Source organism: Actinoplanes sp. NPDC051494 (genome assembly GCF_044454705.1).
Lineage (GTDB): Bacteria > Actinomycetota > Actinomycetes > Mycobacteriales > Micromonosporaceae > Actinoplanes.
In genome coordinates this window covers 178,072-199,704 of record NZ_JBITDZ010000015.1, presented here as the reverse complement: position 1 = coordinate 199,704, position 21,633 = coordinate 178,072, and the positions used below count along the sequence as shown (strand labels likewise).

The window sequence follows — 21,633 nt, the reverse complement described above, 5'->3', positions numbered from 1 at the left end:
CAGCTGACCCTTCGGGTCCTCGATCATCCCGAGGCTGTAGCCGCTGTTCACGGTGTCGCCGGGCACGTTCTGCCGCGCGTACGGGATATTGTTCCACCAGGTGAAAGCACCCTCGTACCAGACGCGGTTCTCCCAGCCGTAGTTCATGCCCTCGGGCACACCGTGATACATGAACGGCACCCGCGAACCGGCCGCTCCACCGTTGGCGACGTCGCCGTTGAGCAGCGCGAAGTTGTGGTGGCCGGGGCCGTTGACGTTCTTGGTGGCCGAGAAGCCGGACATCATCGTCTGCGGGTTCGAGCCGAGGACGCACCCGTTGGACTTGTACCAGTCCCACACGTACGTGGGATCGCCGCCCTTCTTCAACCGCAGGTCACCCAGGCAGTACTGGTCGCTCCACGAGCCGTTGGCCGAGTACACGATGTGCAGCTGGCCGTTCGGGTCCACGATCACCTCGGGGCCCTCGTTGATGGTCGGGTTGCCGACCACCCGCTCCCAGGATTCCCGGGGCTGGGAGATGCGGAACCGCTGTCCGGTCGGCGTGGTGGAGTTGCTCATCCTGCTGAGGTAGAGGTTCTGCTCACCGTCGCTGCCGCCCTCCCAGCCTGACCACACGAACCACAGCTGGCTATTGAAGGTGAACGCCGCACCGTCGATCGCCCACCGGTCGTCCGGCAGGTTGAGCTTCTGGTGGGAGCCGTAACCGCTGGCCGGTGACGACGAACTGATCACGAACATCCGGTGGGCGGCGCCGGCACCGGTCGAGAAGTACACGTAGTAGCGACCACCGATCACGGTGATCTCCGGCGCCCACAGCTCGGCCAGGCCGGGGTTCGCCCAGATCCGCCGTGGTGGTGAGCTGCTCAACCCGGCCAGGCTGGTCGCGGACCGCATGAAGATGCCGTCACCGCCGCCGGACTGCACCGAGTAGTACGTGTCCCCTACCTTGACCATGCTGGGGTCGGCGCCCCGGATGTAGGTCCGGCCCACTGACGGAGGCGGCAACTGGTCCGGGATCTGCCCGCCCTCGGTACCCCAGCTGCGCATGTCCCAGCCGAGGAACTCCTCCATCTCGATCGCCAGGTCGCCGGCGTCCTCCGCGGCGACCGCGGCTGAGGCACCGAACACCGTGCGCAGGGTGGGCACCTTGGTGAGGATCCAGCTGCCGATCTTCTTCAGCGCACCCGGCAGGTAGTTCTTGGCGAACCCGGTGAGGTATTTCTCCCACAGGAAACCGACGGCCAGACCCGCGAGTGTCCAGAGCATGATCTGCGTCCACGCGTCCGCCTTGTTCAGATCACCGATGAACGCGTGGTTCACCAGGCTCGCGACGAAGGCGGTGACGGCGCCGCCCAACGGCGTGCAGACGAGCGGGATGGTCGCGGCCCCCACACCGGTACTCGCCAGGACACCCACGCAGAGCACCCGGAGGCCGAACCCGGCGAGGGCGCCGATGAGCAGGGCGACGAAGCCGGCCGACCACCCGGCGGTGGTCTGGATCTGCCCGCCCGCAACGGTGATCGTCATACCGGCACCGTCCGGCGTCAGGGTGACCGTGCCATCGAAGTTCGGCAGTGCCGAGACATCGAGGGTGTCCCCCTCGGCGGGGTGCTCCCGGGCGTCCTGCTTGATCGACGCGCTCAGCCCGCCGTCCTGCCGGATGTCCGCCTGGATCTGGGGCACGACCTGCCGCAGGACGGCCGGGTCAAGGCCGAGGTCCGACGCGTTGAGGGTGAGCACGAAGTCGGACGCGGCGGCGTAGGCCGGCCTCGTGACACCAAGGGAGGCGACCATTGCCGCCGCAAGCACCAGGGACAGGAGTAATCGAATTTTACGTGGCATTCTTCATCCAGAGTTCCGGCGACGGCTCACAGCCATCGGACAGGATGATCAAATCGGTGCCCTGTCCGGGCGACAACGCCCGCCACGTTAACGCTGGGCCATGATCAGAAGTGCATATGGCCGCACGGAACCTCCAATCAACACGTACCAGGCATTCTCGGCTGTTTCAATAACCCGGTGAGGCTGCGCAGGGGCATGAGTGCGGTCGGGAGGCCGTGGTTCCTGTACACGGCGGTCCTGGCGATCGCGATCCTCGGATACTTCCGGGTACCCGACACCTGGGCGCAGACCGCCAGCTACGACGCCATCGCCGTGTCCGGGATCCTCGCCATGGCGATCGGCGTGCGCCGCAACCGGGCTGCGGCCGCCGGTCTGTGGATCATGCTCGCCGGGTGCAAGCTGATCGCGGTCTGCGGTGACCTCAGCTATGCCTGGTACGCACGCCACCTTCATCTCTCGCTCTACCCGGCGCCGGCCGACGGCTTCTACCTGACCGGCGGCGCGTTGGAGATCGTGGTCCTGGTGCTGATCCTCCGGCGCCGGTTGCCCGCCCGCGACCCGGGCGGGGTCATCGAGGCGGTCATCCTCACCGGCTCGGCGGCGCTCGTCGCGTGGGTGTTCCTGCTGAAGCCCGCCACCCAGGACGACGGCCTGACGGCGGTGGGACGCCTGGTCGCGATCAGCTATCCGATCATCGACCTGCTGCTCGTGATGCTGCTGGCCCGCATCCTCATCGGCGGGGGCGTACGCAACGGCGCCTTCCGGCTCCTGGCCTGTGGCATGATCAGCTATCTGGTGGCCGACTACGCGTGGGCCTTCACCAACCACTTCCAGTTCGACGCGGGCACCTTCGCCAGCCACCTGCTGGACGCCGGCTACCTGCTCGCCTTCGGCTTGTACGGCGCCGCCGGCCTGCACCCCGGCATCCGTGACCTGGCGGAACCGGTGCAGGTGACCGACCGGGGCTTCTCCCGGTGGCGACTGGCCCTGCTCACCTCGGCCACGATGATCGCGCCGGCGCTGCTCACCGCGCAGGCCTGGTCAAGCCACAACCAGGTGGCCGACGCCACGGCCATCGCAGGCGGCTGCGTCGCGATGTTCCTGCTGGTCGTGGCACGGATGACGGTGTTGATCCGGCAGGTCGAGCGGCAGGCGTCAGTGTTGGAGAACCAGGCCGAGGAGCTGACCGAGCTGGCCCAGCGGGACACGTTGACCGGCCTGCCCAACCGGCGTGCCTGGGAACAGCGACTGCCGCTGGCGCTCGATCACGCCCGGCGTGACGGCAACCCGCTCTCCCTGGCCGTCATCGACCTGGACCTTTTCAAGAGATTCAACGACGAGTACGGCCATCAGGCCGGCGACCGGCTCCTGAAGGAGGCCGCCGCGGCGTGGACGAGTGGACTGCGGGCCGGTGATCTGCTGGTCCGCTACGGCGGCGAGGAGTTCGCCCTGGTCGTCGAGACCGGCGGCGCGCAGGCCGGGGAACTGCTCGACCGGCTGCGCCCGCTGACCCCGTCCGGGCAGACCTTCTCGGCGGGTGTCGCCGTCTGGGACGGCCAGGAGCCCTCGGACGCGCTCTTCGCGCGCGCGGACGCCGCCCTGTACGAAGCCAAGAGAACCGGGCGCGACCGGGTGGCACTGGCCATGGTCTGACGCCCGCCCATGGTCTGCCTCGCCACCCCGGCCCCTCGGGTCAGGCCTGGACCCAGACTTTGACGTCGGTGAAGGTGACCCGGAACGGGCCGGTCGTGTCACCGGGTTCGTTGAGGACGCCGAGGTTGAACCAGTTGCCCGTGAGGTCCGGCTCGCGCAGGACCTGTTCGCCCAGCCGGACGCCGGCGTCGCCCACCCGGACGACGTTGTTCTCGACCACCACCTGCATGCGGATGTCGGTGCCGGGAGCACCGCTGTCGACCGCCCACTCCTTCAGGACGGTGGTGTCTCCGTTGCCCTCCTGTTCGGCCTGCAGTTGCCAGCGGTCCGCACAGGCCTGGACCAGATAGCGCATGGCGGACGTCGCGGCGAACCACAGGCCCAGACAACTGCCGGCGCGGTCGATACGGCCGGTCACCTCGACCGCGAAGACACCCTTCAACTGCAGCTCCGGCCCCGAGCAGAGCCAGACGGTGGGGTCCTGGTTCTGGACCTCCAGGCCGACGTCGTTGTAGGCGCAGTGCGTCTTGCCGTCCTGAACCGACGACTCCTCCCACTCCCCGTCGGTGGCCAGCGAGGTCGAGAGCACCACGGTGCCGCTCGGCAGGTCCATCGCCGTGTCCGCGGAGGGCTGCGTCCGGGCAACCGCGGCGGGCCCGCCATGGTCCCGGTTGTCCCACCAGTCGCCGCCGGCGTCGACGACGAACCCGAGACCACCGGCCAGGGTCAGGGCCAGGACCACGATCACGGCGATCAGGGCCCTGCTCAGTGGTGGCGCGGACCCCCTCGGGCCGGCCTCCAGCATCTCGTCGACCGCGTGACGCATCTCCGGCTGCCGGGCGAGCACGTCACGCACCGCCTCGGTACGGTCGCTGCCCGGGCCGATCAGTTCCTGGACCAGCTCCCGGGCGGTCGGGCGATCCTGGGGCGACGTCGACAGCGATCGCTCCACGAGCCCCCGCAGCGGCCCGGTCAATCCGTGCAGGCTCGGATCGCCACCCATGATCCGGCCGAAGACCCCGACGGCGGAGTCGGCGTCGAACGGTGCCTGGCCCTGGGCCGCGTAGGCGACCACACATCCCCAGGCGAACACGTCCGCCGCTGTGCCTACCGCGTCGGCGTCAGCCCCGAAGCGTTCCGGTGCCATGTATTTGATCGAGCCGACGACGTCGCCGGTCTTGGTGTGCTGGGTCGCCGGCTCCAGCGCCCGGGCGATGCCGAAGTCGATGACCTTCGGACTGCCCAGCGCGAGCAGGACGTTCTGCGGCTTCAGGTCCCGGTGGATGACCCCGGCCTCGTGGATCGCGGCCAGCGCCGTCGCGACCCCGATCGCCAGGCCGTGCAGATTCGACGCGCTCATCGGGCCCCGCCGGGCGACCTCGTCGGCGAGGGACGGCCCATCCACGAACTCGACCACCAGGTACGGCTGGACGGCGTCCGGATCGGCGTCGAGCACCTCGGCCGTGCAGAACGGCGGCACCTGCCGGGCCCGGGCGACCTCGGAACGGAACCGCGCGCGGAACTCGTCGTCCTCGGCGAGCCCCGCTCGGATCACCTTGACCGCCACCCGGCGGCCGTCCTGGGACCGTGCCTCGTAGACCACCCCCATGCCGCCCGCCCCGAGCCGGCCGACGAGCTGATACTCACCGACCTGCCGGGGATCTCCCGGATGCAGCCGGCCATCGCGCGCGCTCATGCCTACTCCCGGTCCATCTGAGACGATCCGCGAAACTCTATCGAGGTCGTCCGGGCTGCGGGAGACCGGACTCGTCGTCGCGGACCCGGGGGCCGGGCTCACGGACAGAGCCGCCGGCCTCCGGGGTCACTGGTGGACCAGGGCGGGCAGCACCAGCACCATCGTCGTCGACCAGGTGATGTGGGTCAGGATCGGCGCCAGGATGCCGCCCGAGGCGCGGCGCTGCAGGGCCAGGACGATCCCGAGGACGAAGGCGGCGAAGACCAGCATGAGGTTGCCGGTGGCCATGGTCGCCGCGGCGTAGATGACCGTGGAGATGAGGACGGCGTGGCGGCGGCCGATGGCGGCGAAGAGGGCGCCGCGGAAGAAGACCTCCTCGGCCACGCCGTTGAGCAGGGTGACCGCGACGATCGGGATGACGGCGCCGTAGCGGGCGTGGGCCAGGACGCTGTTGACGAGGTCGCGCAGGGCCGGCAACTCGCGAACGATCAGCGAGCCGGCCACGAACACGGCGCCCAGCACGAGCCCGGTGACGATCGGTGTGATGATCGGGCGCCGCAGCCGGTCCCGGAACGGGATGTGGCCCAGGTGCAGGGGTCCGGACAGCAGGGCGCCACCGGTCCAGGTGAGGGCGACCAGCACGGTCAGCAGGTAGAAGACGTCGTCGCCGGGGCGGACCGACAGCGAGATGCCCAGCAGCGCGGCCCCGGCCACCAGGGTCATCGTGACGACGATGCGGCGCCTGCGGAACTCCTGGTCGCTCTGGTGGTGGTCGCGTTCCACCTGGTCGATCAGCGACGGCCCGACGACCCGACGGGCCCGGCCCAGCCAGGCCTGGGTCACCGTACCGGCTGTTCGTGGTCAGGCCGGGCGGAGCGCTCGCGGTCCGCCAGGGCGAGTCGCACCGCCTCGTCGTAGCCGATGGGTGCGCCCGGTACGAGCCGGGTGATGGCGTCGTCCCGGACGACGACCTCGGTGGTCATCGAGTCGACGAGGTTGCGGGCGGTCGCCGCGTCGACGTCGGTCACGAACTTGAGCCAGGCGGACGACAGCCGCGGGGTCAGCAGCGGCACGGTGAGGTTCGGCAGGCGGCGTCCCCGGATCCGGGCGACACGCTGCAGCATGTCGAGGTAGCGCAGCACCTCCGGGCCGCCGATCTCGTAGACGCGACCGCGGGCCTCGGGCGGTTCCAGCACCCCGGTCAGGTAGCGGACCGCGTCCGCCAGGGCGACCGGCTGGGTTCGGGTGCGTACCCAGCGGGGTGTCACCATGGCCGGCAGCCGGTCAGCCAGTTGCCGGGTCATCTCCCAGGAGATGCCGCCGTGGCCGATGACCACCGCGGCCCGCAGGACGGTCACCGGCACCGGGCCTGCCCCGAGGATCTTCTCGACCTCGCGCCGGGACCGCAGGTGCGCCGACAGCGTGCCGTTGTTCGCGCCGAGACCGCCGAGATAGATGATCCGTTCCACCCCGGCCGCGGCCGCCGCGTCGCTGAAGGCGCGGGCGGCGTCGGCGTCGCGCTGCTCGAAGTCGTCCGAGCCCAGGGAGTGGATCAGATAGTAGGCCGCGTCGGCCCCGGCGAACGCCGCGGTCAGGCTGCCGGGATCGGACACGTCGGCCGCGACGGGCTCGCCCGCTCCGCGGTAGTCGCCGGGGCGCCTCGTCATTGCCCGGACCCGGTGACCCTCCTCGGTCAGCCGGGCGGCCACGTGGGAACCTATGAAGCCGGAGGCACCGCTCACCAGAACAGTCTTGGTCACGCCACTCCTCTTACCCCGGTCGCGGGCGATCAGGCAGAGGAGAGGATGTCGTGCGGCACACCGTGCGAACGGTCGGCGCCCCCCAGGCCCTGCCCCCGCGAGCCGGCGCCGTGAGCCTGGGGACCTACGTACGCGAGGTCGACGGGACACCGGCAGATCACCATGCTTCGTGCGGGGGACGCGTCGGGCAGCGACGCGTCATAGCTGCGTGAAGGGACCGATCGCGGGTCGCGGATGGCGGGATCAGACCAGGGTTATCTCGACGTCCCCACGCGCGGTGCTCGGGTCGACCGGGCGTCCCGTCTGGATCCAGCGCACCCGTCCGGCGGCGGCGAGGCGGCGGGCCGCCCGGCGTACCTCCTCGCGGTCCCCGTCGACACCGGCGAGGGGCAGCCGACGGACCCGCCCCACCGCCGCCAGGAGGAGGCTGTCCAGCTCACGGTCGGCGGCACGGTAACCGCGCCGCCGGCAGGCACCGCTGCACCAGCGCACCTGATCCCAGTCCGCGGCCCAGCTCTTGCGCCACGTGATCGTCCGCCCGCACGAGGCACAGGTCTTGGGTTCCGGAGCAGGCACAATGCCGATGATAGGCGCGGGACCGCCCGGCGGCCCCGCCGCCTCCCCGCCCCGATGCACCCACCGGAAAGCAGATCGCCACCCATGACCGACGCTCCGCAGACCCCCGTGTTCGCCGTCCAGGACATCCCGTTCAGCTACCGCGGGTCCTGGTTCGGGATCTCCCCGGTCATCGCCGAGAACACCTACGCCGACGACCTGCATCTGGTCTCCCACCAGGCCGGCCTGCACCCGGTGCTGCGCTTCGAACCACGGCACGGTGACCGTCCGGCGGTCACGACGACGACCGCGACGCCGACGCTGCTGTGCTGGAGCCACGACGCCGGAGAGATCCGGCTGGCCTATCAGAACGCCGACACGATCCGCCTGCGCGGCACCGGGCTCGGCATCCGCCTGGCCACAGCCGCCACCACCCTGACCCCGTTCAGCGGTAGCTACCTGTACATGGACCCGGTCGACGGCGCGCATGTGCTGACCTCCTACGAGACCGGTAGGCGGTACCGCATCACCGTGCTCGAGGGCACCCTCTCCGCCACCGGGGTGCAGGCCCTGGGCACCCACGACCGGCACCTGGAGCTGAGTTCCGGGTCGCCGTGGGACATCGTCATCGAGGAGTACGAGAGCGCCCGCGCCCCGTACACCCGGACCGCCACCTTCGATGAGGTCGTCGAGGCGGCCGAGGCGCAGTTCGCGACGTTCGTGAACGCCGTGGCGCCGTGGCGCGGCCCGCGGACGCCCGCCGCCGAACTGGCCGCGTACGTGCTGTGGTCGGCCACCGTGGCCCCGGCCGGGTTCCTGAACCGGCCGGGCGTGCTGATGTCGAAGCACTGGATGGACAAGGTGTGGAGCTGGGACCACTGCTTCAACGCGATCGCCCTGGCCGCCGGTGATCCGGAACTCGCGTGGCACCAGTTCCTGCTGCCCTTCGACCACCAGGACCCGGCCGGGGCCCTGCCGGATTCGGTGACCCACTCGGAAGTCCTCTACAACTTCGTGAAGCCACCGATCCACGGCTGGGCCCTGGGCCACCTGCGCCGCAACCTGGCCGCCCCGCTGGGCCGCGACGCCCTCGCCGACGCCTACGACCGGCTGTCGCGCTGGACGCGGTTCTGGCTCACGGCACGCCGGGTACCGGGCCACGTCCTGCCGCACTACCAGCACGGCAACGACAGTGGGTGGGACAACGCCACCACCTTCGACGACGACCGCGTGATCGAGACCGCCGACCTCGCCGGTTTCCTCGTCCTGCAGCTACGGCAGCTGGCCTGCCTCGCGGTCGAGCTCGGCCGGCCGGACGAGGCCATCAGCTGGAACGACACCGCGGACGCGGTGCACGCGGCCCTGCTCGACCAGCTCTGGGACGGCAAGCGTTTCGTGGCCCGCAGCGCCACCACCGGCCGCACCCGCGCCAGCACCAGCCTGCTCGACCTGATGGCCGTCGCCCTGGGCGCCGAACTGCCCGGCGAGATCAGCGACCAGCTCGCCGGCCGCCTGCGCACCCACCTGACCGACCACGGGCTGGCCACCGAGGCCGTCGACTCACCGTACTACACGCCCGACGGTTACTGGCGCGGCCCGATCTGGGCCCCCTCCACCGTCCTGATCGAGGACGGCCTGCGCCGTGCCGGGCACCACGACCTGGCCGACGAGATCAGCGCGCGGTTCCGGGCCCTCTGCGAGCGGTCGGGCTTCGCGGAGAACTTCGACGCCGAGACCGGCGCGGGTCTGCGCGACCGGGCATACACCTGGACCGCCGGCAGCTACCTGATCCTGGCCGCCGCGTCCGAACGCCGCCGTACACGGGCATGAGACGATTCACCCGAGACGCCGCGTCGGCCAGCGCGCGAGGTCTGCCTCGAGCAGCGTCGGGTCGCGGGGTGGCGGGACCTCGTCGAGGATCTCGAGCCGGGTGATCCGCTCGATGCGGAAGCCGCGGATCGCATCACGGAGCCGGCACCAGCCGGAGAGCAGCCAGGCGTCGCCCGCGCGGAGCAGTCCCATCGTCTCGACGTCACGGACGGTGCTGGTGGAGTGATCCGGGCCGCCGTCCTTGTCCTCACCCAGGTAGGTGAGCCGTACCACGCGGCGGGCGGCGATCGCGTCGGAGAGCATCCCGAGCGGCACGGCGCCGTCCGGCGGGGCGACGGCGTCGATGACCCGCATCATGGCGAGCATCTCCTGTACGGGAGCGCGATGTTCCTCCTCCATGACGGCGGCGATCTTGGCGTGCGCGCGGCGGGCGGCCCCTTGGTAGGGCGACGACTCGAGCAGGGCGAGCCCGGCGAGTACGGCCAGCGACTCGGCGGCGGACAGGTTCAGCGGGGGCAGTGAGTACTCCCGCAGGATGGAGTAGCCGCCCGCCGCTCCGTGGTCGGCGTAGATGGGGACCCCGGCGAGCTGGAGGGATCCGATATCGCGTTCGATGGTGCGCGAGGACACCCCGAACTCGCCGGCGAGCCGAGCGGCGGACCATGGCCGACGCGCTCCGCGGAGCAGGTCGACGAGGGCGTACTGCCGCTCGGCCCGCTTCATGCCTCAAGTCTGACAGAGGCAGTGTCTTCCGGTGTCGTCAGTCAGCTCCGCATGCTCCGCTGTCCGCCGACGGACCAGACCCGCCGGACCCGGCCGTTCTCGTCGAAGTCGAACACGTCGACGCCGCCCGCGCGCTGGTCGCCCTCCTCGACGTCCCACAGCAGCCGGCCGTGGTCGCCGTCGATGGCATCGGCGACGCTCGTGAAGACGACGCCCGGGTGCTGCTCGTGCCACCAGCCGAGATACCGCGCGAAATCCTCCGCGGTGCGGATGGCGTCCGCGGGGGTCGACCCGTCGCGCTCGGTCACGCCGAAACGGATCCGGAAGTCGTCGGCACAGATCTGCCGGGCGATGTCGCCGTCGGTGTTCCACATCGTCAGCCACAGGTCGAGTGAGTGCCGGGCGGTAACGCTGGTCGTGGGGTTCACGTTCTCGGTCATGCGTCCACTCTCGGACGCCGACGCGACAACGGTATGTCGGTGTTCCCGAGATCGCCGTACCGCGCCGAGCTGAGATCAACCACGACGGCATGCACACGGCCATGCGCCATACCGCGGCCTTGCGGGCGTATGGTGCGGCCGTGGCACTGCCGGAAAACACCCTGGGCGCCTTTCTACGCTCGCGCCGCGAGCGCCTCGACCCCTCCGCCGTCGGGTTGCCCGAGCGTGCCCGCCGCCGCACGCCGGGGCTGCGCCGCGAGGAGGTCGCCGGCCGCGCGAAGCTCAGTGTCGAGTGGTACACCCGCCTGGAGCAGGGCCGCGGTGGGACGCCGTCGGCGCAGGTGCTCGACAGTGTGGCCGACGCACTGTTGCTGGGCCGGGCCGAGCGCGAACATCTGTTCCTGCTCGCCCACGGGCAGCGGCCGGAGGCGGCACACGTCGACGCGGACCGGATCGACCCGCGGTTCCGGCGCGCGCTGGACGGTTTCGCGCACGGGCCGGCGTACATCAAGACCGCGGCCTGGGACGTGATCGCCTGGAACCGGATCGCGCGGCTGATCCTGTCGGACTACGAGGCCATGGCGCCCGGGGACCGCAACATCCTCAAGATCCTGTTCCTGGATCCGGTCACCCGCCGGCGGCTCCCGGAGTGGGAGCGGGAAGCCGGCCGGGCCGTGTCGACCTTCCGCCGCGAGCTGACCCGCTGGGGCGCCACCGAACGGGCGGAGCTCCTCGTCGAGCAACTCCGGGCCCGCAGCGCCGACTTCGCCCGCATGTGGGACGCCCACGACGTCGGCACTCTCGGTGAGGGCGTCAAGCGCCTGGCGCATCCGATCGCCGGTGAGCTCGCCATCTGGTACTCGTCATACGCCATCGACGACGAGCCGGGGCTGGGCCTGGTGCTCTACACCCCGGACACCGACGACGACGCGCGCCGCATGCGGCAGCTCCTCGAGAGCTGAGTGGTTCTGTACGCGCGTTCGGGCACCAGGAACCTGCTCTACCAGTTCTTCGGCCTGCCGTCCCAGTTCGTCGCGCGCAGCCAGGCGTCCAGCGTCATCAGCTGCGGGTGCAGCTTTCGCAGAGCCTCGATGTCGCGGTCGCGGACGGCGATGTCCCGACCCTGAAAGAACCGGAACATGGCCGCGAAGTCATGGCCGATCCGGGGAATGGCGTCGCGCAGGATGGTGAGTGGCAACGGCTGGTAGGCCGAGGGGACTCCGGTGACGCGTTTGAAGACGGAAGCTATCTGCTGCCCGGTGAGGCTGTCGCCCACCACGGCCAGGTCCCGCTCGCCCCAGCCCTGCCAGGAATCGAACATGTGGCTGACGAACCACGCGATGTCGTCCAGCGCGATCAGGGGCCATGAGCCGTCGCCGAGGGCGAGCGAGAACAGCAAGCCGTTCCGGCCGTCGGGCAGCGGGCCCTCCTGCGGCGCGAGCAGATACAGATTCTCGAAGTACGGTGCCGTGACGAGCACCGACACGTGCTCCGTGTACCAGCCGTCCTCTTCCTGGCGCATCATCTCGTGCGCCCGCATGAGATTGATGTGCGCGGTGACAGCCGCCTTCGAATCGTAGTGAGGAACCGGATTCGTTCCTGCGGTCAGCGTGGCCGCCGCGTCGAGCGACGACCAGACGAAGCGGTCCACGCCCGCCGCGCGGGCCGCCTCGAGCAGGTCGACGCCCTGCCGGTACTCGGTCAGCACATCGGCGGCGGCGAAGAAATTGGTGTTGGCGAAGACCCGGTCGACGCCGCGCATGGCGGCCGCGTCCAGGGGGCCGGTACTCAGCGTGACCCGGCCGGCGCCGAGTTCGGCCAGCCGTGCCGCCCGGGGCGAGGCGGGATCGCGGGTGGGAACGACGAGCAGGTCGTCGGAGGTTGCCAGGAGGCGGCGCACCACGCTGCTGCCCATCGCGCCGGTGCCACCGACCACCAGAACCGTGTGTGCGGAGTTCGAAGATCGCATGACGACCAAGCTAGGAGGGCGCCCGGAACCTGTTGGTAACGTCGAGCGATGTACGGATGCGCCCCCAGCGGCTTCGTGTCGGACTGCCCGGCCCGGCTCGCCGTCGAGATTCTCAGCGACAAATGGGCGGTACCGGTCATCTGGTCGCTCAGCCAGGGTCCGCTGCGTCACGGTGAGATCGCCGATGTGATCCATGGCGTCTCCCGCAAGGTGCTCACCCAGACCCTGCGCCGCCTGCACGGCCACGGTCTCGTCGCGAGCGAGGCGCGACCGCAGGCCGGATATCGCCTGACGGAGCTGGGTAGGACCCTGATCGAGCCGATCCGGGTCCTGACCGACTGGTCCGCGCGGCACAGCGAGGCCGTGGTCGATTCTCAGGAGGCGGCCGCGGTTCTTCCCCTTGCTCAGTCGCGCCGGCCGCGTCATCAGCGGAGAGGGGTACCAGCCATACCCGCATAAACGCTGCATGGATACCGATCCGGGACTGGGCAACCATCGGTGGCGAGCCTCACCTGGAAAGGAACCGACAGTGAGCATCGCACCGAGCACCGACATCGACCGGCAGATCCGGCAACGCATGCAGGAGTGGAAGGACGCCTTCGAGGCCAAGGACGTCGACGCCATGATGTCCTTCTACTCCGACGGCGACGCCTTCAGCGCCTTCGACCTCATGCCGCCCATCGAGTTCCGCGGCGGCACCGGATGGCGCGACAACTGGGCCGGCTTCTTCGCCGCTTTCGCCGGCCCGCTGCGCCTCGAGTTCGCCGGCCTCGAGGTGCACAGCAGCGACCAGCTCGCCGTCGCCCGGGTCTTCGTGCGCCTCGACGGCACCATGAACGGCCAGGACACCGACATGTGGGTCCGCACGACGAACTGCTTCCGCCTCATCGACGGCCGGTGGCTGATGTTCCACGACCACGTGTCGATGCCGGTGGACTTCGCCACCGGCCGCACGGTCATGCACCTGAGTCCCGAGAAGCCGTTCGGATGAGCACACCGATGAACCCGGCGACCGAGGCCGCACTCGACCAGCTCGCGCAGGGTTTCACCAGCCCGCCACGTTCACCGATCCTGCACACCCCGGCCGAGGAAGGCCTCGCCTACGAGGACGTCACCTTCCCCTCAGCCGACGGGGTGCCGCTGGAAGGCTGGTTCATCCCCGCCGACTCCGACCGGTTGATCATCGCCAACCATCCGATGGGCTTCAACCGGGCCGGCCTGCCCACCCACCTGCAGCCGTGGGCGTCGATCTGGGGTCCCAGCGGCAACACGATGGAGGTCAACTTCGTCCCCGACTACCGCATCCTGCACGAAGCCGGCTACAACGTGCTGGCCTACGACCTGCGCAACATGGGACTCAGCGGCGCTGCGAACGGCGGCGTGGTCACCAGCGGCCGGTATGAGGGACGCGACGTGCTCGGCTCCCTGCGCTATGCCGCGCAGCGGCGCGACACCGCGACGATGCGGGTGAGCCTGTTCAGCCGCTGCCTCGGTGCGAACTCCACGTTCGCGGCGATGCGCCAGGATCCGGCGGCGTTCGACGGCGTGCACTCGCTGGTGGCGTGCCAGCCCGTCTCCGATCGCGTCATCATGGCCCGGATGCTGGACCTGCTCGGCGCCGGCGCACATCACCTCGACGAGCTGGACCGGCGCGTCAAGATCGGCACCTCCCTCGGCTTCGACGAGCGCCCGGACGCTTCCTGGGCGCGCCACGTACGCATCCCGACCTACCTGTACGGGGTTCACGACGACACCCTGACCGTGCCCGCGGATCTCGAACAGATGCACGACGTCATGGAGGTCAAGGACAAACACCTGGCCTGGGTACGCGACTCGGCCGCCCGCTGGGACGGTTACCTGGAGTTCCAACGGCGCCCCGGGCCGATGCTGGACTGGTGGCAGCGCCACCTGACCTGAGCCATCCGGCTACCTGGCGGGCCCGGACGTGCGGTGACGCGCGTCCGGGACAGGCACCGGGCGACGTGTTGTTCACCGAAGGGCTGCACCGGAGCCGGCCGAGCGGCGTACGGCCTCCATCGCCAATGAGGTGAAGGGCTGCCCGAGGTAGGCGGTGAGCAGCACCATCAGCTCGGTGAGGGCTTCCTCGTCCAGGCCGTTGCGGCGGGCCAGGGAAAGGTAGGTGGACAGGCGCACGTCGGTCACGTTCTGGGCGACGAGCGCGGTGATGACGGCGATGCTGCGATCGCGGTCGGTCAGGTGGTGACCCTGCCAGCCGGGACCCCCGGCGGCTTCGAACGCTTCCCGGGTGTACGCGGCGCCGGCGTGCTCGGTCATGACGCGTTCGGCTTCAGCGGGAACCAGGCCGAGGTTGCGGGCGTAGACCTCACGTCCGGCGGCGGCGCGAGCGCTCATCTCGTACGGGGGAACGGTTGGCATGGTGTCCTCTTTCACTCGTCGGGTTGTCCGGCCGCCCGCGCCGACAGCGGCGGGATTCCCTGGTAGGCGCCGAGGTCGTGAGCGGGGACGACCTGCATCAGCGCTTCGACCGCGATCATGCGCAGGAGGCCTTGCCGGAGCCGGTCGGGATCGCTGTCGGCGAGCTTGCTCAGCAGCCAGGGCCGTTCGACGCGATGGCGGATGCCGTCGCTCTGCCAGGTGAGGTCACCGATGAAGGCATATCTCTTGGCGGTGGGCAGGGTGACGAAGACGATGACCGAGCCGGTGGTGTGGCCCCCGGCGAGCGCGATGACCACCGAGCCGTCGCCGTACACGTCGTAACTCGACGCGAAGCCCAGGTACGGCCCGTCGCCGAACCCGTACTCGTGAATCTCGTGACCTTCCGACACCCTGCGGTAGACCTTGCCGTCCGGGTCGACGGCAGCGTATTCACGCTCGCCGGCGTTCATCCAGATCGGGGTGTCCGGCAGCGCGTCGAGGCCGCTGACGTGATCCCAGTGCGAGTGGGTCGGCAGCACACCGAGCAACCGGCGGCGGTCGTAGCCGATGGCGTTCAGCTGACTGCTGACCGTTGGACCCGCCTCGTGAGGGGCGCGTACGAAGCGGGGCAGCATCGCGATGTGCGCGGCGACGTCGGCCCCGAAGCCGGCGTCGATCAGCAGATCGCCCTTCGGGTGCTGCACCAGCACCGCCGACGAGGCGAAGTGCCGCTTGTCGCCGAACGACCCGCCCTTGAAGGCCAGGGCCGCACGGGTCATGTAGGTGCCGGTCGGCAGGTGGTAGATGGCGAGGTCAGCCGGCGGGGAAGCCTCGGGCAGCGGCTGTGACCACGGATCGGGTTCGGGAAGGGGTGCCATGCAGAGATCGTACGAGCCAAGATGTTCTCAGTCAAGATGTTCTTAACTAAGAAGGTTTAGTGCCGACCGGCGGCGTAGCCCATGGCGTAGAGCGCAAACGCCCGTCCGCGATCGAATGCGTACCGGCGGTCGAGCCGCCACACCAGCAGGGCGACTCCGAGATTCCAGATCGCCTCGTACGCGAACGTGGGGTGGTACAGCCCGGGCCGGAGCTGCCCCGACGGCATGTCGTGCACCTCGAGACCCCAGGGAAGGGTGGTGAGCCTGCCGTACACCTCGTTGTTGAACCAGTTCCCGAGCCGGCCGACCGCTTGAGCCACCGGGAGTCCCGGGGCGACGGCATCGGCGACGACGCTCAGTGGCAGACCGAGGCGCCGGGCCGCGAGACAGGCCCCGATCGCGCCGCCGGCCACCGCCCCCCAGATGCTCAGCCCGCCCTCCCAGACGGCGAACGCCTTCAGCGGATCACCGCCGGGACCGAGGTACCCCTGCGGGGACGTCGCCAGGTGATAGACGCGGGCGCCGACGATGCCCGCCGGCACCGCCCAGATCGCGATGTCCAGCGACGTGCCCCGCGCCACGCCACGCGCGCGCAGCCGCTTTTCCATGATCAGTGTCGCGACGACGATGCCGACGAGGATGCACAGCGCGTAGGCCCGGATCGGCAGCGGGCCCAGATGCCACACCGATGTCGCGGGACTGGGGATGGCGGCTATGACCACGGCCGGCACCCGTTGTCGTCACGGTGCCGCCCGCCGCACGGTGAGGTGGACGACCTGTGGGTCGTCATAGGCAGGAACCCCGGTCCTCGCTGTCGCCGATGATGGCGAAAAGCATCTGACGCAGCGACGCGATGTTGTCCTGGCTGAAATCGTCGAGCACCGCGGCCTCGACGGCGGCGCTGGCCTCGGCGACCGTGGCGCGAAGGGCTTCGCCGCTCTCGGTGATCTCCGGGATGCGGATCCGACGGTCGCCGGGCGCGTTCCGGCGCACCACCAGGTCTCTGCGCTCGAGCCGGTCGAGCTGGCTCATCAACGTGGACTTGTCCAGACTCAGCGACTTACCGAGTTCACCCTGGGTGAGCCCGGGGGTCTTGTCGAGTGCGCTCAGCACGATGTACTCGCGAAGCGTGAGCCCGTGCTTCTCAGCCTGTTCGCCGGTGACGTTGTGCATGTGCTGAGCTGCTCGGTGCAGTAGCCAGGTGAGCTCCGAATCCAGCGAGGGCTGGGGGCCGGCGGCCTCTTCATCGCTAACCGTCATGACGATCTCCCCCACAACCTCGAACCGTTGACACCTGCGCCGAAAGCTATCACCCAAGAATTTCTCAATCAAGAAGTTCTTGCCTCGGAACTTCGGTGACGCCCGCCGATGCGATGATGGGTTGTGCCAGAACCCGCCATTCGCCTGCACCCGCGGAGCTGCTGGAGGACACCCCCCCAGGGTGCCGGCCGGCTGCCGCACGGCTACCGGATGGATCTGCATTCGCACAGCGAGGGACAGCTGGTGTACGCGGCGGCCGGCGCGCTGGCCACCACCACCGAACAGGGGACGTGGGTAGCACCCGCGAACCGGGTCACCTGGACGCCGCCGGGTTTTCAGCACGCTCACCGCTTCTACGGTGAGACCGACGTGCGGCTCGACGCGATCCCGGTCGACCTGTGCGGCGACCTGGTCGCGCAGCCGAGCGTGTTCACGGTCAGCGCGGTGCTCCGCGCAGTCCTGCTGGCTCTGACCGATCGACCGGAGACCCGCCCGGGCGCGTACGACCGGCTGCGCGCCGTGGCCCTCGACGAACTCGGCATGAGCTTCCACCGCTGGCGCACGATTCTGCGGATCCACCACGGCCTGATCCATCTCACGAACGGCCGCTCGGTCACCGGGACCGCCATCGCGTGCGGGTGGTCCAACCCGACCAGCTTCATCGAGGCGTTCGCCGAGATCGTCGGCCAGACCCCCGGCCGATATCAGGCCGAACTGCGCAGCGGGATCAGGTGAGCCGAGCCCGGTAGCCCTTCAGCGACAGGTCCTCGACCAGGGTCCCGAAATCGGTGAAGTCGCCGGGCCCGGACGGCGCCTCGTCATCATGGTCGCGGTCGTTCAGTTCCCGCGCGGCCGCCTGATTGCGGAGCACGTACTCGCGGACTTCGTCCTCGTAACGGCCGATGCCCGCGGCGAGGTCGGTACCCGCTGCGGCGATCTCGCCGGCCAGCACGTACGCGCCGGCCATCGCCATCGACGCGCCCTGGCCGGTGGTGAGCGACACCGCATACCCCGCGTCGCCGACCAGGGCGACCCGCCCCTTCGTCCAGTGCTCCATGATCACTTGGATGCGGGCGTCGAAGTGGAAGCCCGGCGCGCCGTCGAGCATGTGCTCCACGATCTGCGGGACGACCCAGCCCAGTCCGGCGGTGCGCTCGGCCAGCAACCGCTTCTGGGCGTGCTCGTCGCGGTAGTCGTACCCGACCGGTTCCGTGCTCTCGAATCCGAGGTAGGCCCGGGCCGTTCCGCTGTCGTCCAGCCCGATGATCCCGGCTCCGGCATCGTCGTCGCCCATCAGGAAGGTTTGCCAGCGGTCCAGGCGCAGGAAGTTGGGGATGGTCATGACCGCCACGTAGCCGCCCAGGTAACGCAGGAACGGCTCCTCCGGACCGAACACCAGCCGACGGGTGCCCGAGTGCGCTCCGTCGGCCCCGATGACGGCGGCGTACCGCGCCGGCGCGGCGGTCCGGAACTCCGCGTCGATCCCGGATGCGTCCTGCCGCAAGGCGGTGATCCGGTCATCGAAGACGAACCGGACTCCCGCTCCGCACGCTGTGTGCAGGATGTCGACCAGATCATCGCGCAGGACCTCCAGGTCCTCGGAGTCCAACCGGCCGCCGGTCAGGGTGCGTTCCGTGGTGCGGTAGGTCTCCGCCCCGGTGCCGTCGACCATCGACATGCCGCGCAGCTGCGTGGTCCGTTTACGGAACTCATCCAGTACGCCCATCCGTCTCGCCACCTCCAGTGCCGGGCCACGTACGTCCAGCGCCTGTCCACCCGGTCGCAGGCCGGCGGATCGCTCGACCACGGTCACCTCGAAGCCGTACCGGTCGAGCCAATAGGCGACGGTCAGTCCCGCCACGCTCGCGCCGGACACCAGGATCCGGCCTCTCTTCTGCGTCATTCGCTCATGGCCTTTCACGCGATGCCGGCGGTGAATTCACTGAAGACCCGGTTCGATGCCTCGGACTCGAATTGCCGGCGCAGCTCCGCCCGGGCCTGTTGCTTGCGGAACTCACCCCGGTAGGACGGGTCGCCGGTGTCGTGCATGAGATCGGTGATCCAGGTAGCGAAGGCCTGGTAGTTCCAGACGTGGCGCAGGCACGTGTCGGAATAGGCGTCGAGCAACCGGGGATCATCGTCGCGGACCTGCGCGATCATGGCCCTGGCGAACGTCTCGGCGGCGAAGAGGGCCAGGTGGATACCTTTGGCGCTCATCGGCGGCATGTAGAAGCCACCCCGGATCTCAGGCGCAGGAACCGCGTCCAGTACCTCCGCCAATCCCCATTCGCGGAACAACCGCACCCCACGCGCGTCGAGTGTCCCGGCCCGCTGCCGCGCCTCGACATGTTCGCGCCTACGGCGCTCAAGAATGATGCAGTCGATGCCATTGCGCCGAAGCATGGTGCCGACCGCAAGACCGGCGACTCCCGCCCCGACGATGACGACCGTCCTATGCACTTCTCCGTCAACCATGGAGCCACTATCGGCGTATCGCCGGCACGGCACCACCGGTGAATACCTGCTTGATACTGAAAACCCGCCAGGATTGGTGTCCGCTCTGCACCGCACCGGCACCCGTTGGGGGTGCAGGCGCGGAGCAACCCGCCATGGAAACGCTCCCATGTCCGGTCGATTATCTGCATAGCTCAGACATCGGTGTCGTCCGCCGATTTTGCTGGTGACCCGGCTGCCGCAGCGGCCGCCCGTGCGCAGGAGAGATTCATGGTCCGTCTCGCTGACATCAGCGTCACCAAACGACTGTCCTCGATCGTGGCCACCGGCGTGATCGTCACCGCCGCCGTGACCGGGATCGGGATGTGGTCGCAGGAGCAACTGACCAGCCATGCGGACACCCTGCGCTCCTACACCGCCACCAAGGCGGCCCTGAACCACCTCGATACCCGCGAGAGCGAGCTCAAGGTCGACGCCTACCGGGCCACCCACGGCGACGACACCACCGGCGACGCCGCCGACGACGTCACCTCCGCCACCGAGGCCCTGAACGCCGCGGCCGCGTTCGACCTGCCCGGTGACATCGACACCCAGATCGACGATCTGGCCACCAGCGTGAGCGGATTCAGCACCTTCATCACGGCCTTCGTCGCCGACGCCAGAACCAGCACGGCCGGCGTCGAGGCCCGCTACGACACGATCGCCGAGCAGAACAACGCCGTCACCGACAAGATCGACGCGGTCCACACCGCCCTGGACGCGGAGATCGTCGTCGAGCAGGACACCATGACGTCAGCGAAGTCCTCGGCGCGGCTGTGGATGCTGCTGGTCGCCGGGCTCGGCCTGCTCGCCCTGATCCTGCTGTCCGTCCCGCTGGTCCGTTCCATCCTGCGCCCGGTCCGCCGTGTCGGTGAGGTCGTCGCCGCCCTGGCCGCCGGTGACCTGACCACCCGCACCGGCGTCGATTCGGGTGACGAGCTCGGTGTCATGGCCGCCGGCCTCGACCGGGCCATGACCACCATGCACGAAGCGATGCAGGCCATGGCCGCCAACGCCGACACCCTCGCCGGCGCTGCCACCGAACTCGCCGCGACCAGCTCCGAGATCGCCGACGCGACCGGCCGGACCACCGAGCAGACCGCGGCCGCTTCGTCGGAGGCCGACGAGATCTCCCGCAACGTGCAGACCGTCGCCGCGGGCGGCGAGGAGATGAGCCTGTCCATCCGCGAGATCGCCCAGAACACCAACCAGGCCGCCCAGATCGCCGCCTCGGCGGTCAGCGAGGCAGCCCTGGCCACCCAGAGCGTCGAGCGCCTCGGCACCTCGTCGGAGGAGATCGGTAACGTCATCAAGCTGATCACCTCGATCGCCGAGCAGACCAACCTGCTGGCCCTCAATGCCACCATCGAGGCCGCACGCGCCGGTGACGCCGGCAAGGGTTTCGCCGTGGTCGCCTCCGAGGTCAAGGATCTCGCCCAGGAGACCGCCCGCGCCACCGAGGACATCAGCAGCCGGGTCGCCGCGATCCAGTCCGACACCGGTGGCGCGGTCGAGGTCATCAACCGGATCAGTGACGTCATCGCGAAGATCAACGACTACCAGACCACCATCGCCAGCGCCGTCGAGGAACAGACCGCCACCACCGCTGAGATGTCGCGCAGCATCGCCGAGGTCGCCGCCGGCGCCGGACGTATCGCCGGCAGCATCGCCGACGTGTCCGCGGCCGGCGCCACCTCCCTCGAAGGTGTCAATCAGACCAACCAGGCCAGCACCGAGGTAGCCCGCACCGCCGAGCAGCTCCGCGCGCTGGTCTCGTCGTTCCGGGTCTGACCACCGGACGGTGGCGGGGCCTGCGACCGTCTTGGTTCATGCAGAACAGCCCACACCACGAGCTTTCGTCACGATCGTCGAGGGGTCTCCCCGAATCATGCCGAGGTCCATTAACTGCATTGCACATCAATGCTTTCTCGGGGATTCAGGTTCGATTTTCCGTACGGATGCCACGCCCGCTCAAAAACGACGAGAACCCAGCGATGCACCCCCTCACTACAGTTCGCCCTGGGTAACATTTACATGACCCAATGTCAATGTGACATGCACGTCCCTGCTGTCGACTCTACTGTCGCACCTGCTCACAGTGGCTTTGTGGACAGAACAGCGGCTTGTGGACGATCAC

General features: G+C 69.4%; 20 protein-coding genes and 2 pseudogenes. 8 read left to right on the top strand and 14 right to left on the bottom strand.

What is annotated here, in order from left to right; genetic code table 11:
* Positions 1–288: 288 nt before the first annotated feature.
* Positions 289–954 (bottom strand): annotated as a pseudogene (locus tag ACIA6A_RS37815) (glycoside hydrolase family 43 protein); the annotation flags it as partial.
* A 1,065-nt stretch (positions 955–2,019) separates the two neighbouring features.
* On the opposite strand from ACIA6A_RS37815, the gene ACIA6A_RS37810 reads away from it, so the two are divergent.
* A complete protein-coding gene (locus tag ACIA6A_RS37810; RefSeq protein ID WP_396102882.1) occupies positions 2,020–3,495 on the top strand; it encodes a GGDEF domain-containing protein in 1,476 nt (491 codons plus the stop codon).
* A gap of 40 nt (positions 3,496–3,535) precedes the next feature.
* Here ACIA6A_RS37810 and ACIA6A_RS37805 read toward each other — a convergent pair whose 3' ends face one another.
* The 4 genes from ACIA6A_RS37805 to ACIA6A_RS37790 all read right to left on the bottom strand — a co-directional run bounded on the left by ACIA6A_RS37805 (position 3,536) and on the right by ACIA6A_RS37790 (position 7,527).
* Positions 3,536–5,191 carry a serine/threonine-protein kinase gene (locus ACIA6A_RS37805; protein WP_396102881.1) on the bottom strand — a complete coding sequence of 552 codons (1,656 nt, stop codon included), beginning with the start codon at positions 5,189–5,191 and terminating at the stop codon, positions 3,536–3,538.
* A 126-nt stretch (positions 5,192–5,317) separates the two neighbouring features.
* A complete protein-coding gene (locus tag ACIA6A_RS37800; RefSeq protein ID WP_396102880.1) occupies positions 5,318–6,034 on the bottom strand; it encodes a lysostaphin resistance A-like protein in 717 nt (238 codons plus the stop codon).
* Positions 6,031–6,951 carry an NAD(P)H-binding protein gene (locus ACIA6A_RS37795; protein WP_396102879.1) on the bottom strand — a complete coding sequence of 307 codons (921 nt, stop codon included), beginning with the start codon at positions 6,949–6,951 and terminating at the stop codon, positions 6,031–6,033. The genes ACIA6A_RS37800 and ACIA6A_RS37795 overlap by 4 nt, the downstream gene beginning before the upstream one ends.
* A 243-nt stretch (positions 6,952–7,194) precedes the next feature.
* Entirely contained in the window at positions 7,195–7,527 is a 333-nt protein-coding gene (locus ACIA6A_RS37790) for a DUF2256 domain-containing protein (RefSeq protein ID WP_396102878.1), read from the bottom strand.
* 84 nt (positions 7,528–7,611) lie between these two features.
* Here ACIA6A_RS37790 and ACIA6A_RS37785 point away from each other — a divergent pair, with 84 nt between their 5' ends.
* Positions 7,612–9,336, top strand: a complete 1,725-nt coding sequence (locus tag ACIA6A_RS37785) for an amylo-alpha-1,6-glucosidase (RefSeq protein WP_396102877.1) — start codon at positions 7,612–7,614, stop codon at positions 9,334–9,336.
* 6 nt (positions 9,337–9,342) lie between these two features.
* Here the strand turns inward: ACIA6A_RS37785 and ACIA6A_RS37780 are convergent, their stop codons facing one another.
* Positions 9,343–10,059, bottom strand: a complete 717-nt coding sequence (locus ACIA6A_RS37780) for a helix-turn-helix transcriptional regulator (RefSeq protein ID WP_396102876.1) — start codon at positions 10,057–10,059, stop codon at positions 9,343–9,345.
* A gap of 41 nt (positions 10,060–10,100) precedes the next feature.
* Complete coding sequence (locus ACIA6A_RS37775; RefSeq protein WP_396102875.1) at positions 10,101–10,499, bottom strand: nuclear transport factor 2 family protein; 399 nt, start codon at positions 10,497–10,499, stop codon at positions 10,101–10,103.
* A 140-nt stretch (positions 10,500–10,639) separates the two neighbouring features.
* Here ACIA6A_RS37775 and ACIA6A_RS37770 point away from each other — a divergent pair, with 140 nt between their 5' ends.
* Positions 10,640–11,461 carry a helix-turn-helix transcriptional regulator gene (locus ACIA6A_RS37770; RefSeq protein ID WP_396102874.1) on the top strand — a complete coding sequence of 274 codons (822 nt, stop codon included), beginning with the start codon at positions 10,640–10,642 and terminating at the stop codon, positions 11,459–11,461.
* Positions 11,462–11,499: 38 nt separating this feature from the next.
* On the opposite strand, the gene ACIA6A_RS37765 is transcribed toward ACIA6A_RS37770, so the two are convergent.
* A complete protein-coding gene (locus ACIA6A_RS37765) occupies positions 11,500–12,435 on the bottom strand; it encodes an NmrA family NAD(P)-binding protein (RefSeq protein WP_396102873.1) in 936 nt (311 codons plus the stop codon).
* A gap of 81 nt (positions 12,436–12,516) precedes the next feature.
* On the opposite strand from ACIA6A_RS37765, the gene ACIA6A_RS37760 reads away from it, so the two are divergent.
* From ACIA6A_RS37760 to ACIA6A_RS37750, 3 genes are all read left to right on the top strand, one after another.
* Positions 12,517–12,927 carry a winged helix-turn-helix transcriptional regulator gene (locus ACIA6A_RS37760; RefSeq protein WP_396102872.1) on the top strand — a complete coding sequence of 137 codons (411 nt, stop codon included), beginning with the start codon at positions 12,517–12,519 and terminating at the stop codon, positions 12,925–12,927.
* Positions 12,928–12,997: 70 nt separating this feature from the next.
* A complete protein-coding gene (locus ACIA6A_RS37755; protein ID WP_396102871.1) occupies positions 12,998–13,459 on the top strand; it encodes a YybH family protein in 462 nt (153 codons plus the stop codon).
* Positions 13,456–14,385 carry an alpha/beta hydrolase family protein gene (locus ACIA6A_RS37750; protein WP_396102870.1) on the top strand — a complete coding sequence of 310 codons (930 nt, stop codon included), beginning with the start codon at positions 13,456–13,458 and terminating at the stop codon, positions 14,383–14,385. Before ACIA6A_RS37755 ends, ACIA6A_RS37750 begins: the two co-directional genes overlap by 4 nt.
* Positions 14,386–14,457: 72 nt before the next feature.
* Here the strand turns inward: ACIA6A_RS37750 and ACIA6A_RS37745 are convergent, their stop codons facing one another.
* The 4 genes and pseudogenes from ACIA6A_RS37745 to ACIA6A_RS37730 form a co-directional block, all read right to left on the bottom strand.
* Positions 14,458–14,865: a carboxymuconolactone decarboxylase family protein gene (locus tag ACIA6A_RS37745; RefSeq protein WP_396102869.1), complete on the bottom strand. Its 408-nt coding sequence runs from the start codon at positions 14,863–14,865 to the stop codon at positions 14,458–14,460.
* A gap of 11 nt (positions 14,866–14,876) precedes the next feature.
* Positions 14,877–15,743, bottom strand: coding sequence for an MBL fold metallo-hydrolase (locus ACIA6A_RS37740; protein ID WP_396102868.1), 867 nt, complete (start codon positions 15,741–15,743; stop codon positions 14,877–14,879).
* A 62-nt stretch (positions 15,744–15,805) separates the two neighbouring features.
* Positions 15,806–16,465 (bottom strand): annotated as a pseudogene (gene lgt / locus ACIA6A_RS37735) (prolipoprotein diacylglyceryl transferase); the annotation flags it as partial.
* A gap of 64 nt (positions 16,466–16,529) precedes the next feature.
* A complete protein-coding gene (locus ACIA6A_RS37730) occupies positions 16,530–17,018 on the bottom strand; it encodes a MarR family winged helix-turn-helix transcriptional regulator (RefSeq protein WP_396102867.1) in 489 nt (162 codons plus the stop codon).
* A 195-nt stretch (positions 17,019–17,213) separates the two neighbouring features.
* Between ACIA6A_RS37730 and ACIA6A_RS37725 the strand changes: the two genes are divergently transcribed.
* Positions 17,214–17,738: an AraC family transcriptional regulator gene (locus tag ACIA6A_RS37725; protein WP_396102866.1), complete on the top strand. Its 525-nt coding sequence runs from the start codon at positions 17,214–17,216 to the stop codon at positions 17,736–17,738.
* On the opposite strand, the gene ACIA6A_RS37720 is transcribed toward ACIA6A_RS37725, so the two are convergent.
* Positions 17,731–18,906: an FAD-dependent monooxygenase gene (locus ACIA6A_RS37720; protein ID WP_396102865.1), complete on the bottom strand. Its 1,176-nt coding sequence runs from the start codon at positions 18,904–18,906 to the stop codon at positions 17,731–17,733. The two genes, ACIA6A_RS37725 and ACIA6A_RS37720, sit on opposite strands and share 8 nt — an antisense overlap.
* 14 nt (positions 18,907–18,920) lie before the next feature.
* A complete protein-coding gene (locus ACIA6A_RS37715) occupies positions 18,921–19,478 on the bottom strand; it encodes an FAD-dependent monooxygenase (protein ID WP_396102864.1) in 558 nt (185 codons plus the stop codon).
* A 249-nt stretch (positions 19,479–19,727) separates the two neighbouring features.
* Here ACIA6A_RS37715 and ACIA6A_RS37710 point away from each other — a divergent pair, with 249 nt between their 5' ends.
* Positions 19,728–21,287, top strand: a complete 1,560-nt coding sequence (locus ACIA6A_RS37710; RefSeq protein ID WP_396102863.1) for a methyl-accepting chemotaxis protein — start codon at positions 19,728–19,730, stop codon at positions 21,285–21,287.
* The last annotated feature ends 346 nt before the right edge of the window (positions 21,288–21,633 follow it).

What these genes read in the sequence shown, in the direction of transcription:
- ACIA6A_RS37715 (WP_396102864.1), bottom strand. Translation starts at nt 19,478, where the DNA reads ATGGTTGACGGAGAAGTGCATAGGACGGTCGTCATCGTCGGGGCGGGA.
- ACIA6A_RS37725 (WP_396102866.1), top strand. Translation starts at nt 17,214, where the DNA reads ATGGATCTGCATTCGCACAGCGAGGGACAGCTGGTGTACGCGGCGGCC.
- ACIA6A_RS37785 (WP_396102877.1), top strand. Translation starts at nt 7,612, where the DNA reads ATGACCGACGCTCCGCAGACCCCCGTGTTCGCCGTCCAGGACATCCCG.
- ACIA6A_RS37805 (WP_396102881.1), bottom strand. Translation starts at nt 5,191, where the DNA reads ATGAGCGCGCGCGATGGCCGGCTGCATCCGGGAGATCCCCGGCAGGTC.
- ACIA6A_RS37775 (WP_396102875.1), bottom strand. Translation starts at nt 10,499, where the DNA reads ATGACCGAGAACGTGAACCCCACGACCAGCGTTACCGCCCGGCACTCA.
- ACIA6A_RS37750 (WP_396102870.1), top strand. Translation starts at nt 13,456, where the DNA reads ATGAGCACACCGATGAACCCGGCGACCGAGGCCGCACTCGACCAGCTC.
- ACIA6A_RS37745 (WP_396102869.1), bottom strand. Translation starts at nt 14,865, where the DNA reads ATGCCAACCGTTCCCCCGTACGAGATGAGCGCTCGCGCCGCCGCCGGA.
- ACIA6A_RS37720 (WP_396102865.1), bottom strand. Translation starts at nt 18,906, where the DNA reads ATGACGCAGAAGAGAGGCCGGATCCTGGTGTCCGGCGCGAGCGTGGCG.
- ACIA6A_RS37760 (WP_396102872.1), top strand. Translation starts at nt 12,517, where the DNA reads ATGTACGGATGCGCCCCCAGCGGCTTCGTGTCGGACTGCCCGGCCCGG.
- ACIA6A_RS37740 (WP_396102868.1), bottom strand. Translation starts at nt 15,743, where the DNA reads ATGGCACCCCTTCCCGAACCCGATCCGTGGTCACAGCCGCTGCCCGAG.
- ACIA6A_RS37780 (WP_396102876.1), bottom strand. Translation starts at nt 10,059, where the DNA reads ATGAAGCGGGCCGAGCGGCAGTACGCCCTCGTCGACCTGCTCCGCGGA.
- ACIA6A_RS37710 (WP_396102863.1), top strand. Translation starts at nt 19,728, where the DNA reads ATGGTCCGTCTCGCTGACATCAGCGTCACCAAACGACTGTCCTCGATC.